Genomic DNA, 14,481 nt, shown 5'->3' with positions numbered 1-14,481 from the left:
CATGCGTGAGGAGCGGATCGTCGCCAACGGCGTGACGCTCGCCTGCGAGATCCACGGGGATCCCGACGACCCCACGCTGCTGCTGATGCACGGTGCGGGACAGTGCCTCGTGGCGTGGCACGACGACCTGGTCTGGCGCTTCGTCGACGCGGGCCGCTGCGTGGTCCGCGTGGACAGCCGCGACGCCGGCCTGTCCACCACGAGCCCAGCCGGGGAGCCTGGCTATGGAATGGCCGATGCCGTGGAGGACGTCAGTGCGCTGCTCGATGCCCTCGAGACGCCGCGGGCGCACCTCGTCGGAGTCTCCGGCGGGGCTGCGGTGGCCCAGCTGATGGCCCTGGTCCACCCGGGGCAGGTCGCCACGCTGACGCTCATGGCGGGGACCCCCGGCGGCCCGGGTCATGAGGCCGCCGATCTGCCCCCGATGACCGAGGAGCTGCGCGCGTGGTTCTCCGCCGCCGGTGACGCCCCGCCGCCGGACTGGTCCGACCGCGAAGCCGCCGTCGACCGCCTGATAGAGGAGGAGCGGCCGTTCGCCGCGGCCTCCCGCCCCTTCGACGAGGCGCAGGCGCGGCAGATCGCCGAGAAGACCGTGGACCGTGCCGTCGACCTCGAGGCCATGATGACGAACCCGTTCCTCGTCTCAGTCGGAGAGCCCTGGCGACACCGCCTGGCGGAGATCACCGCGCCCACTCTGGTCCTCCACGGGGAGGAGGACCCGCTGCTGCCACTCGGGCACGGCCGCGCGCTCGCCGCGGAGATCCCGGGAGCCCGACTCATCGAAGTGCCGGGCATGGGTCATGAGATCGTCCCGCGCCACCAGTGGCATCGGATCGTCCCGGAGATCGTCGCGCACACCGAGGCGCCCACCGCTCAGCGGTAGGCGCGCTCGTAGGGCGCCGGCTTGTACGGCATGTCGTAGCGCAGCGCCTCGGCCGCCCGGATGGGGAAGTTGGGGTCGCGCAGGGACTCGCGGCCCACCAGCACCACGTCGGACTGGCCCAGTGCCACGATCTGCTCGGCCTGGAACGGGTCATCGATCATCCCGACCGCCGCCACCGGAAGCCCCGTGGCCTCCTTGATCGACGTCGCGAACGGCAGCTGATAGCCCGGGCCCACGGGGATCTCGGCCGGGACGTTCCCGCCGGAGGACACCGAGATCATGTCCACCCCGTGCTCGCCCAGCCAGGAGGACACGGCCTCCGTCTGCGGGAGGTCCCAGCCGCCCTGGACCCAGTCGGTGGCAGAGAGCCGCACGATCATCGGCACCTGCTCGCCCACCTCGGCGCGGACGGCGTCCACCACCTCCAGCAGCAGCCGCGCCCGGTTCTCCAGGGAACCGCCGTAGGCGTCGGTGCGCTCATTGGACAGCGGGGAGAGGAACTCATGGAGCAGGTAGCCGTGCGCCCCGTGGATCTCCAGGACGTCGAAGCCGGCGTCCACGGCGCGGCGGGCGGCCGCGGTGAAGGCGACGACGACGTCGGCGATCCCCTCCGCCGTCAGCTCGGTGGGCACCGCCAGGCCGTCATAGGCCCTCGGCGAGGGACCGACCGGCTGCCAGCCGCCGCGCTCGGCCGGCACATTGCCCTCGGGGTGGTCGCCCCAGGCCCGCCAGGTGGAGGCCTTGCGGCCGGCGTGGGCCAACTGGATGGCCGCAGCCGCGCCCTGTGAGTGGATCATCGCGGTCAGACGCCGGAAGGCCTGGGCCTGCTCGTCGTTCCACAGCCCCAGGTCCTCCGGGCTGATGCGCCCCTCCGGGGACACGCCGGTGGCTTCCACGGTGACCAGGCCGGCGCCGCCGCGGGCCAGGGAGCCCAGGTGCATCAGATGCCAGTCGGTGGGGACGCCGTCCTGGGCGTCCACCGCGTACTGGCACATCGGCGGAATCCAGATGCGGTTGCGGATCTCGAGTCCGCGCAGCGTGAGGGGGTCGAAGAGTGCGCGCGTCATGGCGGTCCTTCCTGCAAAGCCAGATTTGTACGAGAGTCCTCGTACTACGACAGGTACCATACAACTGCAGGGCCGCTGAGGGAACCATGACGTCATCAACGTGAGGGAGGGCACCCATGCGCACGCTGGAACATCCCGGAGTCGAGGAGCTGACCCTCGACGCCGTCCTCTCCGCGCTGGCCGATCCGGTCCGGCGCACCATCGTCGCTCAGCTTGACGTCGGCCACGAGGACCAGGCGTGCATCGCCTTCGATCTGCCGGTGTCCAAGTCCACCTCCACGCATCACTTCCGGGTGCTGCGCGATGCCGGGATCATCCGACAGCGCTACGCCGGCACCGCCATCCGCAGCTCCCTGCGCCGTGAAGATCTGGACGCTCGCTTCCCCGGGCTCCTCGACGCGGTGCTGCGCGGGTGACCCGCTGGTCGGGCTCAGATCGTGTCGTGTGATGTGATCTCGTATGAGGTGTGGCCGTGATCGGCGCGGCGGTTCCGTGGGCTGGAGGATCAGGGATCAGGCAGGCCTGCTGAGCCTCAGGTGGAGCAACGGGTACGGCCGACCGGCTTCGTCGGTCTCGCTGCGACCGACGACCTCGAATCCACGGTGAGCATAGAAGCCCGCGGCCGAGGCGTTCTGCTCGTTCACATCAACCGTGGTGACGGCGTGATCCTTGATCGCATGGGCGAGCAGCGCGGTGCCGATTCCACTGTCACGGTGGGTCGCATCGACGAACAGCATCTCCAGCGTTCCGTCGAGTACGCCTGAGAATCCCACCGGTCGACCATCGCGTTCTGCGACTGAGAGCACGACTGCCGGAAAGTAGTCGGACTGCAGTCTGGTCTCGATCTCATCCCGATCCGCTTCGGCAAGGAAGTCGTGGGTCGCGTCCACAGCGCCCCGCCAGATCGCAGCGAGCGTCGGATACTCTGCAGCTCCGATCGAGGGCCGAATGCTCACAACGGGCACGGCAGGTCCATTTCGCGAAGGCATCAGTCCATCCTCCCAGAGGGCACGATGACGGCGGCACCGTCCATGAAATTCAGCACTGCGGAGACGCTCAACAGCGCGCCCGCAGTCGAGCTGATGATGAGCGGTGCAGTGTCGTTGTCCATCATGGGCCTCCGTGCAGTGGGGTGGGTATCCTGGTGCCATGCTCAGGCAGCAGCGATTTCGGAGCCCCCGGCCGGTTGATGGCCGCGGGGCAGTCGATGCGCGCTTGGCACGCTGAAGGTCTCCGCAGGTACGGCCGGGGGAAGTCTCTTATCCCTCACCACCCTGCACACACTCTGGAGACCCCTCATGTCGCCTGCCGACCATCTGACTTCTGACCAGCTCTGCCGTGCCCTGAACCTGCGCGACCTCACCGATCCCACCCAGGGCGGACACGCCATCCAGGTCCTTCTGGATGCCGTCGTGGGGCGATTGCGTTCCGCATGGCACTGTACCGTCCGCACCGTACGCCACTCTCCGATCGTCGCAGTGCGCGAGAACTACGACCGCCTCGGCTATGACTCCGACGACGTCACCCGCGCGCGCCGGTACACGCGCTACATCAGTCCGACGGTGATGCTCCGCAGCCATACCAGCGCTGAGCTGCCGAGCGCCCTCGAACGCTATGTGGGGCGAGACGACGTCGACGAGCTGATCGTCGCCCCCGGCCTCGTGTACCGGCGCGACGCCGTCGATCGGAGCCATGTGGGCGAGCCGCATCAGGTGGACCTCTGGCGCATCCGCAGCACTCCGGAGACCGGCGACGAGGACATGCTCACGATGATCAGCTGCCTGGTCGAGACGGTGCTTCCGGGCGCGGAGTGGACGATGACCGATGTCACGCACCCCTACACGGTGGGCGGCCGACAGATCGACGTGCTCCACGAGGGGGAGTGGCTCGAGCTTGCCGAGTGTGGGCGCATCCATCCCGACGTGCTGCGAGGGTCTGGGCTCGACCCGGAGCGGTGGTCAGGCGTCGCGCTCGGCATGGGTCTGGAGCGGGCGCTGATGCTGCGTAAGGGCATCCCCGACATCCGCTGTCTGCGCGCCGAGGACCCACGCATCGCCGCGCAGATGCTCACGCTGGAGCCATGGCGGCATGTCTCACCGCTGCCGGCGGTCCGGCGCGACATCTCCGTGGTTCTGTCGGCCGACGAGGACGAGGAGACGCTCGGCGACACCGTCCGCACCGCTCTGGGTGACGACGCCGGCGTCGTCGAGTCCCTCGAGGTGCTCAGTCGGACCGCGCATGAGGACCTGCCCGAGGTTGCGCGTTCGCGGCTGGGCACGCAGGAAGGGCAGGTCAATCTCCTGCTGCGGATCGTGCTGCGACCCCTCGACCGCACACTCACCTCGGACGAGGCCAATGTCATCCGCAACACGATCTACACGGCAGTGCATCAGGGGCCGGTGCTGGAGCTGATCTGAGATCGCTCGCGCCGGTCATCCCCGCGCGCGGCCGATCCGCTGGCGCAGTCCGCTGACCCGTACCACCGGCTCCAGCTCACGCTCGGCTCCCTGCAGCGGCCATGAGGTCCAGTGTGTGGTCGCCGCCGAGAGCTCCGCCCAGATCACGCCACGTTCGTGATGCTCGCGCACCAGCGCGGTGAAGCGCCCACTGGCCTGCGCCTCGGCCGAGTCCGCGGCGTGCGAGCCGGTGCGTCGCCGGGCCAGCACCGCCAGGTCCCGCAGCTCGGCGGCCTCACCGGCGCTCAGATGCGGGTGCTCCACCGGCCGCCGTCGGGCCGGGGCGGGACGGGCGTAGGCCGGGAACAGGGCGGCGACGTTGGCGTCGACGTCGCCCTCATGGCGGGCGGCGAACTGCCGCATCCGCTCGGCGCTGACCCCGCACGGCTCGGCCAGCAGACGCATCGGCCACCCTGCGCCCTTCGCCGCGGCCGCCAGCTGGGCCAGGGACGCCGCCTGCCGCTTCTGCTCGGCCGATCGGACCGGCGCCGCCGCATAGCCTCGGTAGGCCTCCAGCAGGGCATCCCGGGCGGCATCGGGCAGGGTCTCCTCCATGCTTCGACCCTAACAGCGGCGCTCAGCGAGCCGGTGCCCGGTATTCAGGCTCCATCCACCGTTCTTTGCTAGCGTCATGGCCATGCGGATTCCTCAGGAGCAGCCCTTCGTCCCGGTCATCACCGGCGGCGACGTGGGCACCTACTCCCTGGCGCGCGAGTTCCACGAGGCCTACGGCGCGATCTCGGCGGTGATCCCCACCGCGGTCAACCGCAACCTCAAGCACTCCCGCATCCTGGAGGCCTTCCCCGCGGGCCCGATGACCACGCCGGAGCCGGTCATCGCCACGCTCAAGGAGGTCGCCGCCCTCCTCACCGACGACGGCGCCCATCGGCGTCCGCTGCTGCTGCTGGCCAACTACGACCACCTGGTCCGCTTCGCCGTCGACCACCGGGACGAGCTGGAAGAGGTCGGCTACACGATCCCCTACCCCTCGGCGCAGCTGCTGGACCGGGTGGCGCTGAAGGAGAACTTCTACGCCCTGTGCCGGGAGCTCGGCGTCCCCTACCCGAAGACCGCCGTCTACGACTGTGCCGCCCACACCGACGAGCGCGCGGAGGCGTTCGTCGCCGAGGAGCTGGCGGGCGCCGGTGTGGCCTACCCGTTGGTGCTCAAGGCCGGCGACGGCGGCGCCTGGGCGGACATCAGCTTCACCGGCCGCCGCAAGGTCCACTACGTGGACGACGCCGAGGAGCTCACCAGCCTGCTGGTCCGGGCCTCCGAGGCCGGCTACACCGGGTCGCTCATCGCCCAGGAGCACATCCCCGGCGCCGACTCTCAGCTGCGGCTGGCCACCTACTTCTGCGACCAGAACGGCCGGGTGCGGCTCACCGCCTACGGGGAGGTCGTCGTCGAGGACCACGCTCCCGGGCTCGAAGGCAACTCCCCGGCGGTGCTCACCTCCCGGGACGAGGCCGTGGAGAAGCAGGGCGCGGCGCTGCTGCGTGCCATCGGCTGGCGCGGCTTCGCCATGTTCGACATCAAGGTGGACCCCCGCGACGGCGTCGCGAAGTTCTTCGAGCTCAACCCTCGGCTGGGCCGCAATCACCACTACCTGACCGCCTCCGGGGTGAATCCGGCGCGGCTCTACGTGGAGGAGCATCTCCACGGCGGGCTGGGCGGCCCCGACCACCAGGTGGCCAAGCAGCCGGCCCTGCACACCACCCTGCCGCTGCCGCTGGTGAAGAAGCACGCCAACGCCGAGCAGCGCCGCCGGATCGCGGAGCTGGCGGAGCAGGGACGCATCGTCAACCCGTTCCTCCATGAGGCCGACGGCGACCTCCGCCGGATCCTCTACCAGCGGGCAGTCCAGGCCAAGGCCTTCCGCACCTACCGGCAGTACCCGCCGCCCGCCGGGGGCGACCTCCGCAAGTCAGCCCAACTGCGGTAGTTTAGGGTCCATGAGTGCATACCTGGCGGTCATCGGCGAGTGCTTGGTGGATGTGGTCCATTCGGAGACCTCGGAACCGAAGGCCCATGTCGGCGGCAGCCCCTTCAACGTCGCCGTCGGCCTGGCCCGGCTCGAGCACGACGTCGTGTTCGCCGGGCGGCACGGAGAGGACGAATACGGGCGCATGATCGCCCGCAGCCTCCGCGCGCAGGGCATCACTGCCCTGCTGGAGCCGGACGCCAGCCCCACTTCGGTGGCGAAGGCCACCCTGGACCCCACCGGGCAGGCCAGCTACGAATTCACCCTGGACTGGACGCTGCCCTCGGCCGCGCAGCTGGAGGAGGCGTTCTGCGCCCTGGCCCGGGAGGCCGAGCCGGACGCCGAGCCCGCCCTGGACCTGCTGCACACCGGCTCCATCGGCGCGATGATGCAGCCCGGTGCGGAGACCGTCAAGGGCCTGCTGCATCGCGCCCGCGACGTCGCCACCATCAGCTACGACCCCAACTATCGGCCCTCCATCATCCCCAACCGGGAGGAGGCCCGGGACCAGGCCGAGGAGTTCATCTCCCTGGCCGACGTCGTCCAGGCCTCCACCGATGACATCGATCTGCTCTATCCGGAGCGCCCCTACGAGGAGACGATGCAGGCCTGGCTGGACCTGGGCCCCGGCGTCGTCGTCATCACCCGGGGAGCCTCCGGGGCCATGGGCCTGGCCCGCTCCGGGTTCGTGGACCAGCCGGCGTTCTCCATCGAGGTGGCCGACACGGTCGGCGCCGGGGACTCCTTCATGGCCGCCACGCTGTCCACGCTGCGCGGACTGGGCCTGCTCGGCGCCTCCCGCCGGTCCGCCCTGCAGGACATCAGCCAGGAGCAGCTCACCCGTGTGCTGTCCACCGCCGCGCGCGCGGCGTCCATCACCTCCTCGCGGTTCGGCGCCCAGCCCCCGACGGCGGTGGAGCTGGCCGCCGCGCTCGAAGAGGGTGCCGGGACTGCGTAGCGCGCCGGTGACCACGCTGGAGCGGACCCGGCTGATCGCCAGCGACATCGACGGCACCATCCTCAGCTACGCCTCCGCGCAGACCGGAGTGGTCACCGAACGCACCGTGGCGGCCTTCCGCGCCGCCCGGGCCGCCGGGGTGCGTGTAGTGCTGGTGACCGGCCGTCCCGTGCGCTGGCTCAAGCCCGTGGCCGACGCGCTCGGCGGCATCGGCCCGGTGATCTGCTCGAACGGGGCGGTGGTCTATGACCTCGCCGAGGACCGGCTGCTGCGCCAGGACCCCATCGATCAGGACATCGTGTTCACCGTGCAGGAGCAGATCCGGCAGATCGACCCGGAGGCCAGCTTCGCCGCGGAGACCCTGCAGAAGGTCCACGCCGAACCGCCCTTCCTGGTGGACTCCCTGTTCTTCGAGGAGGACCGTCGGCGGGCCGCCGGCGTCACCGACGACATGCTCAGCCTCGGGCCTCTGGAGGAGACCCTCTCCGCGGACAGGCCCGAAGCCGGAGAAGGCTCCGGCGTGGTGAAGCTGCTGGCCAAGACCACCGTCATGGACGCCGACGCCTTCCTGGAGGCGGTCCGGGCGAAGGCCGGCGCGCTGGTCACGGTCACCCATTCGGCCCCCGGGGTCAGCCTGCTGGAGCTCTCCGCGAAGGGCGTGGACAAGGCGGCCGCGCTGCGGCGCTTCGCCGCCGCCGAAGGCATCACTCGAGACCAGGTCATCGCCTTCGGGGACATGCCCAATGACATCGAGATGCTGCAGTGGGCCGGCACCTCCTGGGCGGTCGGCTCGGGCCACCCCATGGCGCGCTCAGCGGCCCAGCACCTGACCGCCGACTGCGACGAGGACGGCGTCGCGCAGGTGCTGGAGGACCTGATCGACGGCGGAGACGGTGTCCTGTGCGGTACCTCCTGAACACCGAACCCGGCCCCCTGCAGGGACGCGTCCTCGCCTTCGCACACCGCGGAGCCGACCCGACGCGGGAGAACACCATGGGCGCCTTCCGGCGGGCCGTGGCGCTCGGCTACCGCTATCTGGAGATCGACGTCCGCACCGCCGCCTGCGGCACCCTGGTGGTCTTCCACGACGAGTCCCTCGACCGCGTCACGGACGGCACCGGGAAGCTCCGCGAGAAGACCTGGGACGAGCTCTCCCGCCTGCGCGTGGGACCCGCCGGCCGCGCCGGAGACGCCGACGCCCGGCTGGTCCGTTTCGAGGACCTGCTCACCGCATGGGACGACGTCCACCTCAACGTAGACCTGAAGGACGCGGAGTCGGTCGCCGAGTTCGTGCGGATCGTGGAGGAGCACCAGGCCCACGACCGGGTGTTGGTGGCCAGCTTCCACGACGCCCGACGACGGCGCACCGTCCAGCGGTTCACCCGCCCGGTGGCCTCCTCCGCCGGGTGGGCCTCCACCGCACTGTTCGTCTTCCTCGGTCCGCTGGGGCTCACCCGGGCGCTCGCCGGCCGCGCCGCCGACGTCGACTGCCTCCAGGTGCCCGTGAAGCAGGGACCCGTCCGCGTGGTCACCCCCGGCTTCCTGCGTCGCTGCCATCGGGCCGGGCTGCAGGTGCACGTGTGGGTGGTGGACGACCCGGTGGAGATGCGCCGACTCCTCGACATGGGCGTGGACGGTCTGATGACTGACGACGCCGAGGCGCTGGCCGCCGTCATGCGGGAACGGTCGCTCTGGCCCCAGCGCGGGGCGGAGACGCCAGAGGACGCCGCGGAGGACGCTGAGGATGCTGCGGAGGACGCGGGGGAGGCCGGAGATGTCGGCGGCCCGTGACGACACGCTGCCCGACCCCTGGCACGTCCGTCTCGGTCAGGGGCTGACCCAGCGCCCGTGGATCATCGACGGCGGCCTCATCGCGCTGCCGCTGACGCTGCTGTCCGTGCTCTCGGCGGCCCAGAACCAGGGGTACACGTTCTTCGGCGGCCCCGCCCCTTGGGGGCTGGTCTTCGCGCTGGACCTGCTGACCATCCTGCCGCTGACGGTGCGCCGGATGAGGCCTGCCTGGGCCGCCGGGCTGATCGCCCTCGGGGCGCTGGGGCAGATCCTCACCCTGGTGGGCCCCGGCTTCAGCGCCTTCACCGTGCCGTTCGTGCTGTACTCGGTGGCCAAGTTCGGCAGCCGCCGGGCCTCACGGCTCTACCTGGGAGTGGCGCTGGCCGGGGCGGTCCTGCTGGGGTTCTACGCGCTCGTCCAGCAGCTCCTGGTGCTCCCGGCCTACGCGATCCGCCTGGAGACCCTCTTCGTGGTGCTGCTGATGACCGGCTTCGCCGCCGCCGTCGCCATGGTGGCCTGGCTGCTGGGCGACCTGGCGGGGCGCCGTCGTCGGGAGATCGCCGCCATCACCGAGCGCAACGAGCTGCTGGAGCGCGAACGCGACCACGAGACCCGGCTGGCCGCGGACGCCGAACGGATGCGCATCGCCCGGGAGATGCACGACGTCGTCAGCCACTCGATGTCCGTGATGATCGCCCAGGCCGACGGCGGACGCTACGTGGTGGCCCAGGACCCGCAGGCCGCCGCCGGCGCCTTCGAGACCATCGGGCGCACCGGCCGGGAGGCGCTGACCGAGATGCGCCGCATGCTGGGAGTGCTGCGCGAGGAGCGCGAATCCCTGCTGGTGCAGCCGGCCCCGGGGCTGGAGGACCTGGAGCGGATGATCGCTGACGTCCGCGCCGCCGGCCTGGAGGTGACGTTCACCGACCGCGTGGCCGAGGCCCTGCCCGGCGGGCCCCCGCTCGCCGAGGGGGCCGCGCTGGCGGTGCACCGGATCGTCCAGGAGGCCCTGACGAACACCCTGAAGCACGGCGGGCCCGGCGCCACCGCCGAGGTCACGCTCTCCGCCGAGGACGGCTGGCTGGTCATCGAGGTGGGCGACACCGGCCGGGGCGCCCGGGCCGAGGGCGACGGCGCCGGCTCCGGACTGCTGGGGATGGCCGAACGGGCCCGTCTCCACGGCGGAGACGTCCAGACGCGCGCACACGCCGGCGGGTTCGACGTCGTCGCCCGCATCCCGCTCACCACCGAGAAGGAGTCCTGATGTCCACCACCGGTGTCCTGCTGGCCGACGACCAGGCGCTGCTCCGCGCCGGGTTCGCCATGGTCATCGACTCCCAGCCCGACATGCACGTGGTCGCTCAGGCCGGCGACGGCCAGCAGGCCCTCGACGCCGTCGCCGCGCACGCCCCCGACGTCGTCCTCATGGACATCCGCATGCCGGTGCTCGACGGCCTGGAGGCGACCCGCCGCCTCACCTCCGCCGGGGAGCAGGCGCCCAAGATCATCGTGCTCACCACCTTCGACACCGACGAGTACGCCGTGGAGGCGCTGCGGGCCGGGGCCTCCGGGTTCCTGCTCAAGGACGTCCAGCCGGAGATCCTGCTGGACTCCATCCGCACCGTGACCACCGGGGGAGCGGTCATCGCGCCCACCACCACCCGGCGGCTGCTGGAGACCACCCTGCTGGGCTCCCGACGGCGGCAGCCCACCGCCGCCCAGCAGGCCAAGCTCGAGTCGCTGACCGCCCGGGAGGCCGAGATCCTCCAGGAGATGGCCACCGGCGACTCCAATGCGGAGATCGCCCGCCGCCTGTTCCTCTCCGAGGCCACCGTGAAGACCCATGTGGGGCATGTGCTGACCAAGCTGGAGGTCCGGGACCGGGTGCAGGCGGTGGTCTTCGCCTACGACTCCGGGCTGGTGGGCCACTGATCTCTCATCCTGCAGGATGAGGCCGAGACCATCCTCTGCTCCGATGTGGGCTGACCTGGGGCGACCGTACCGTGGATCCCATGACGCACACATCTGCCGTCGCCGTGAAGGCGACCGACCTGATCAAGACCTACGGCACGGGGGACGCCGCCGTCCGGCCGCTGAAGCGCCTCAGCCTGGAGATCCCCGCCGCCCGATTCACCGCCGTGATGGGCCCGTCAGGATCCGGGAAGTCCACCCTGATGCACGTGCTGGCCGGACTCGACGCCCCCGACGGCGGCAGTGTGATCGTCGGCGACGTGGAGCTCACCGGGCTGGACGACCGGCGACTGACCCGTGTGCGCCGGGAGCGCATCGGATTCATCTTCCAGGCCTACAACCTGGTTCCCTCGATGACCGCCGAGGAGAACATCCTGCTGCCCTCCCGCCTGGGGCGCACCAGTGTGGACCGGTCCTTCGTGGAGCTGGTGGTCGAGCGACTGGGTCTGACCGGGCGACTCCACCACCGGCCCTTCGAGCTCTCCGGCGGCCAGCAGCAGCGCGTGGCCGTGGCCCGCGCGCTCGTCTCCCGCCCGGACGTGATCTTCGCCGACGAGCCCACCGGCAACCTGGACCAGGCCGCCGGGGCGGAGGTGCTGGACCTGCTGCGCGCCGCCGTCGACGAGTTCGGCCAGACCGTCATCATGGTCACCCACGACGCCGGCGCCGCCGCACGCGCCGACCGGACCGTCCTGCTGGCTGACGGGCGGCTGGTGGACACCCTGGAGGCGCCCACCGCCGAGCAGCTGGCCGCCGTGATGATCGAGGTGGGCCGATGAACCCCGTGCTGCGCGCGAACCTGCGCTCCGGCGGCACCCGGCTGTTCGCGGCGGGTGCCGCCATCGCCGTGGCGGTGGCCTTCGTGGTCACCTCGCTGCTGATGGTCGACGCCTTCAGCCGCACGATGGAGTCCCAGGCGGAGGCGGAGGCCGCCGGGGCGGACCTGATGGTGGAGGTCTCAGGCCTGGTGGACGACCCGGAGGCGCCCGCGTCCCTGGCCGAACAGGTCCAGGACCTCGACGACGTCGGGGATGCCCAGCTGATCCGCAGCGCCTTCGCCCCGGCCGAGATCGGGGGCCGGGACGGCTTCCTGGGCGTCTCCGAGCTGCCCGAGCATCTGCCGGTGGAGTTCACCGAGGGACGGGCGGCCGAGGCGGCCGATGAGATCACCGTCACGGAGCAGTTCGCCGACGCCTATGGCCTCACGGTGGGCGATGCTGTGACACCTGAGGATCCCGCAACCGGCGACGCCGGGTATCCCTACACCGTGGTGGGCCTGATCAGCGGCATCCAGCGCGCCGGATCCGCCTTCGTCTCGTCCGCCGGCATGGACGCCTTCCCGGAGGAGGCCTTCCCGGAGTCCATCCGGGTGGTGCTGGCCGACACGCTGCATGGCGATGCCGGCGCCCAGCGGATCGTCCAGGATCAGATCCTGGAGCTCGCCCCTGAGGCCTCGGTGCTCACGCATGAGGAGATCGTGGAGGCCTGGCTGGAGGACCTCTCCGGCACCAGCGACATCCTGGTGACCATCGGGCTGGGCTTCGGTGCGATCGCCGTCTTCGTGGCCGGTCTGGTCATCACCAACACCTTCGGGGTCCTGGTGGCCTCCCGGATGTCCACGCTGGCGCTGCTGCGCGCCGTGGGCGCCACCGCCCGACAGCTGAAGCAGGCGACCCTCACCGAAGGCGCGCTGCTCGGCATCGTCGGCTCCGCCGTCGGCGTCGTGCTGGGCTACGGGGCCGCCTATGGGCTCGGCACCGCGGCCCAGGCGCTGTGGCTGGAGGACTTCGCGTCGGTGCGTCTCACCGCCGTCGCCGTCGTCGTGGGTCTCGCGCTGGGCACCGTGGTGACGGCTGCGGCCAGCCTGTTCCCCGCGCTGCGGGCCGGACGGACCTCACCCATGCAGGCGCTGCGGCCCGCGGACGTCGCCCCCGCCGAGGGTGGGGTGCCGCGGGTGCGGACCACGATCGGCGCCGTGCTGGCGGTGCTGGGCCTGGGATCGGTGGCGGCCGCGGCGGCGCTGACCAGCCCGCTGCTGGGGGTGGCCGGTGCAACACTCGGGTTCCTGGGCGTGCTGCTCGCGGCTCGGGCGATCGTGCCCGCCGTGGTGCGCGCTCTGGGGCTGCTGCTGGCACGGATCACTGGCGGAGAGGTGCCCCGGCTGGTGGCGCAGAACGCCCGGCAGACGCCGGGGCGGCTGACCACCACCACCTCGGCGCTGCTGATCGGTGTCACCCTGGTGGTCACCATGACGGTGGGGGCCGCCACCGCGCAGCGTTCCCTGGATGAGGAGCAGGCCGACCGCTACCCGGTGGACGCCGCGGTGGCCTCCACGGACGTCGGCGCCGCGGTGGACGCCGAAGACGCCGTGACCGGCTCCGCCACGGTGCCGGGGGAGCCTGCCGAGGTGACCGCTGAGGACGGCACGGAGGCCCCGGCCCAGGTGGTCGCCGCCTCCACCGAGACGGTGGCCGAGATCGCGCGGCGCGACGACCTGCTGCCCGAGCCGGGACAGGCCCTGCTCTCGGCCTCCTTCTACGAAGGCGAGCAGCCGGTGGCGCAGTGGGGCGAGACGGCGACGGTGACGCTGAAGGCCGCCGGCGAGGAGCCGCTGCAGGTCCAGGGCGAGATGGCCGGATGGCTGCCTCCCGGCACCGTGGTGGTCAGCTCCGCCGCCGGCTGGGATCTGCAGGAGGCCGAGGGGCAGACCTGGATGCGCTTCAGCGACACCGCCACGGTGGATGAGGTGATGCAGGTCAGCGGCACGCTCACCGATGTGGCGGGGGAGGAGACGCCGGTCACGGTGGAGGCGGCCCTGTCCCGGGCTTCGATCTCCGGAGTGATCGACACGGTGCTGCTGGTGGTGCTGATCCTGCTGGCCGCCTCCGTGGTGGTCGCAGTGATCGGGGTGTCCAACACGCTGGCGCTCTCGGTGTTCGAGCGGCGCCGCGAGGCCGCCCTTCTGCGGGCGCTGGGTCTGAGCCGCGGCGGGGTGCGTCGTCTGGTGTCCACCGAGGCGGTGCTCATGGCTGTGGTCGCGCTGCTGCTCGGCGGGGGCCTGGGCGTCTTCTTCGGCTGGGCCGGGGTGACCTCCCTGGTGGCTGAGGACGTCATGGGTGTCGCGCTCGCGGTCCCCTGGGGCCGGTTGGGGCTGATCGCCGCAGCGGCGCTGGCCGCCGCCGTCGTCGCCTCCGCGCTGCCGGCTCGCGCTCTGGGGAGGACCCAGCCCGCGGCGGGCCTCTCCCAGGAGTAGCCCTCCCCTGCTGCGCCTGCGTTGCCTCCGCGGTTTGGGCCCTTTTCAGGTCTCATGCGGGCTCATAAGGGCCCAAACCGCGGAGGCAATCTGGTCGGAAAGCAGTTTTCCACAGGGT

Annotated in this window: 15 protein-coding genes; 11 read left to right on the top strand and 4 right to left on the bottom strand. The window is 71.4% G+C overall.

Annotated elements, in window-relative coordinates:
* The first annotated feature begins 1 nt into the window (after window position 1).
* Entirely contained in the window at window positions 2-883 is an 882-nt protein-coding gene (locus Q7C18_RS11750) for an alpha/beta hydrolase (protein WP_311025544.1), read from the top strand.
* On the opposite strand, the gene Q7C18_RS11745 is transcribed toward Q7C18_RS11750, so the two are convergent.
* On the bottom strand, window positions 874-1,950 hold the full coding sequence (locus Q7C18_RS11745; protein WP_070161943.1) for an NADH:flavin oxidoreductase/NADH oxidase: 1,077 nt from the start codon (window positions 1,948-1,950) through the stop codon (window positions 874-876). The two genes, Q7C18_RS11750 and Q7C18_RS11745, sit on opposite strands and share 10 nt — an antisense overlap.
* A gap of 116 nt (window positions 1,951-2,066) precedes the next feature.
* Between Q7C18_RS11745 and Q7C18_RS11740 the strand changes: the two genes are divergently transcribed.
* On the top strand, window positions 2,067-2,366 hold the full coding sequence (locus Q7C18_RS11740) for a helix-turn-helix transcriptional regulator (protein ID WP_070161941.1): 300 nt from the start codon (window positions 2,067-2,069) through the stop codon (window positions 2,364-2,366).
* Between the two features lie 96 nt (window positions 2,367-2,462).
* Here the strand turns inward: Q7C18_RS11740 and Q7C18_RS11735 are convergent, their stop codons facing one another.
* A complete protein-coding gene (locus tag Q7C18_RS11735; RefSeq protein ID WP_396954364.1) occupies window positions 2,463-2,915 on the bottom strand; it encodes an acetyltransferase in 453 nt (150 codons plus the stop codon).
* A gap of 23 nt (window positions 2,916-2,938) precedes the next feature.
* Window positions 2,939-3,064, bottom strand: coding sequence for a hypothetical protein (locus Q7C18_RS11730; RefSeq protein WP_272896863.1), 126 nt, complete (start codon window positions 3,062-3,064; stop codon window positions 2,939-2,941).
* 184 nt (window positions 3,065-3,248) lie between these two features.
* Here Q7C18_RS11730 and Q7C18_RS11725 point away from each other — a divergent pair, with 184 nt between their 5' ends.
* Entirely contained in the window at window positions 3,249-4,367 is a 1,119-nt protein-coding gene (locus Q7C18_RS11725; RefSeq protein ID WP_311025543.1) for a hypothetical protein, read from the top strand.
* 15 nt (window positions 4,368-4,382) lie between these two features.
* Here Q7C18_RS11725 and Q7C18_RS11720 read toward each other — a convergent pair whose 3' ends face one another.
* Window positions 4,383-4,961, bottom strand: coding sequence for a hypothetical protein (locus Q7C18_RS11720; protein WP_311025542.1), 579 nt, complete (start codon window positions 4,959-4,961; stop codon window positions 4,383-4,385).
* Between the two features lie 82 nt (window positions 4,962-5,043).
* Here Q7C18_RS11720 and Q7C18_RS11715 point away from each other — a divergent pair, with 82 nt between their 5' ends.
* The 8 genes from Q7C18_RS11715 (at window position 5,044) to Q7C18_RS11680 (ending at window position 14,363) form a co-directional block, all read left to right on the top strand.
* Window positions 5,044-6,351, top strand: coding sequence for a carbamoyl-phosphate synthase (locus Q7C18_RS11715; protein WP_311025541.1), 1,308 nt, complete (start codon window positions 5,044-5,046; stop codon window positions 6,349-6,351).
* Window positions 6,352-6,361: 10 nt separating this feature from the next.
* Window positions 6,362-7,348, top strand: a complete 987-nt coding sequence (locus tag Q7C18_RS11710; protein ID WP_311025540.1) for a carbohydrate kinase — start codon at window positions 6,362-6,364, stop codon at window positions 7,346-7,348.
* Complete coding sequence (locus Q7C18_RS11705; protein WP_311025539.1) at window positions 7,332-8,264, top strand: Cof-type HAD-IIB family hydrolase; 933 nt, start codon at window positions 7,332-7,334, stop codon at window positions 8,262-8,264. The genes Q7C18_RS11710 and Q7C18_RS11705 overlap by 17 nt, the downstream gene beginning before the upstream one ends.
* Window positions 8,249-9,139, top strand: a complete 891-nt coding sequence (locus tag Q7C18_RS11700; RefSeq protein WP_311025538.1) for a glycerophosphodiester phosphodiesterase — start codon at window positions 8,249-8,251, stop codon at window positions 9,137-9,139. The genes Q7C18_RS11705 and Q7C18_RS11700 overlap by 16 nt, the downstream gene beginning before the upstream one ends.
* On the top strand, window positions 9,123-10,403 hold the full coding sequence (locus Q7C18_RS11695; RefSeq protein WP_311025537.1) for a histidine kinase: 1,281 nt from the start codon (window positions 9,123-9,125) through the stop codon (window positions 10,401-10,403). The genes Q7C18_RS11700 and Q7C18_RS11695 overlap by 17 nt, the downstream gene beginning before the upstream one ends.
* A complete protein-coding gene (locus Q7C18_RS11690) occupies window positions 10,403-11,071 on the top strand; it encodes a response regulator transcription factor (RefSeq protein ID WP_311025536.1) in 669 nt (222 codons plus the stop codon). Before Q7C18_RS11695 ends, Q7C18_RS11690 begins: the two co-directional genes overlap by 1 nt.
* An 80-nt stretch (window positions 11,072-11,151) precedes the next feature.
* Entirely contained in the window at window positions 11,152-11,889 is a 738-nt protein-coding gene (locus Q7C18_RS11685) for an ABC transporter ATP-binding protein (protein WP_311025535.1), read from the top strand.
* The gene (locus tag Q7C18_RS11680; RefSeq protein ID WP_311025534.1) at window positions 11,886-14,363 is read left to right on the top strand and encodes an FtsX-like permease family protein; all 2,478 of its coding nucleotides are present in this window, start codon (window positions 11,886-11,888) and stop codon (window positions 14,361-14,363) included. The genes Q7C18_RS11685 and Q7C18_RS11680 overlap by 4 nt, the downstream gene beginning before the upstream one ends.
* Window positions 14,364-14,481 lie beyond the last annotated feature (118 nt).

Origin of the sequence: Nesterenkonia sp. CL21 (genome assembly GCF_031705515.1) — a bacterium.
Taxonomy (GTDB): domain Bacteria; phylum Actinomycetota; class Actinomycetes; order Actinomycetales; family Micrococcaceae; genus Nesterenkonia; species Nesterenkonia aethiopica.
The sequence above is the reverse complement of the archived record's forward strand: the minus strand, read 5'-3'. Positions and strand labels throughout refer to the sequence as shown.

Bases quoted from the DNA above. Each gene is read 5' to 3' on its own strand.
- Q7C18_RS11750 (WP_311025544.1), top strand. From the start codon at position 2: ATGCGTGAGGAGCGGATCGTCGCCAACGGCGTGACGCTCGCCTGCGAG.
- Q7C18_RS11745 (WP_070161943.1), bottom strand. From the start codon at position 1,950: ATGACGCGCGCACTCTTCGACCCCCTCACGCTGCGCGGACTCGAGATC.
- Q7C18_RS11740 (WP_070161941.1), top strand. From the start codon at position 2,067: ATGCGCACGCTGGAACATCCCGGAGTCGAGGAGCTGACCCTCGACGCC.
- Q7C18_RS11730 (WP_272896863.1), bottom strand. From the start codon at position 3,064: ATGATGGACAACGACACTGCACCGCTCATCATCAGCTCGACTGCGGGC.
- Q7C18_RS11725 (WP_311025543.1), top strand. From the start codon at position 3,249: ATGTCGCCTGCCGACCATCTGACTTCTGACCAGCTCTGCCGTGCCCTG.
- Q7C18_RS11720 (WP_311025542.1), bottom strand. From the start codon at position 4,961: ATGGAGGAGACCCTGCCCGATGCCGCCCGGGATGCCCTGCTGGAGGCC.
- Q7C18_RS11715 (WP_311025541.1), top strand. From the start codon at position 5,044: ATGCGGATTCCTCAGGAGCAGCCCTTCGTCCCGGTCATCACCGGCGGC.
- Q7C18_RS11710 (WP_311025540.1), top strand. From the start codon at position 6,362: ATGAGTGCATACCTGGCGGTCATCGGCGAGTGCTTGGTGGATGTGGTC.
- Q7C18_RS11695 (WP_311025537.1), top strand. From the start codon at position 9,123: ATGTCGGCGGCCCGTGACGACACGCTGCCCGACCCCTGGCACGTCCGT.
- Q7C18_RS11690 (WP_311025536.1), top strand. From the start codon at position 10,403: ATGTCCACCACCGGTGTCCTGCTGGCCGACGACCAGGCGCTGCTCCGC.
- Q7C18_RS11685 (WP_311025535.1), top strand. From the start codon at position 11,152: ATGACGCACACATCTGCCGTCGCCGTGAAGGCGACCGACCTGATCAAG.
- Q7C18_RS11680 (WP_311025534.1), top strand. From the start codon at position 11,886: ATGAACCCCGTGCTGCGCGCGAACCTGCGCTCCGGCGGCACCCGGCTG.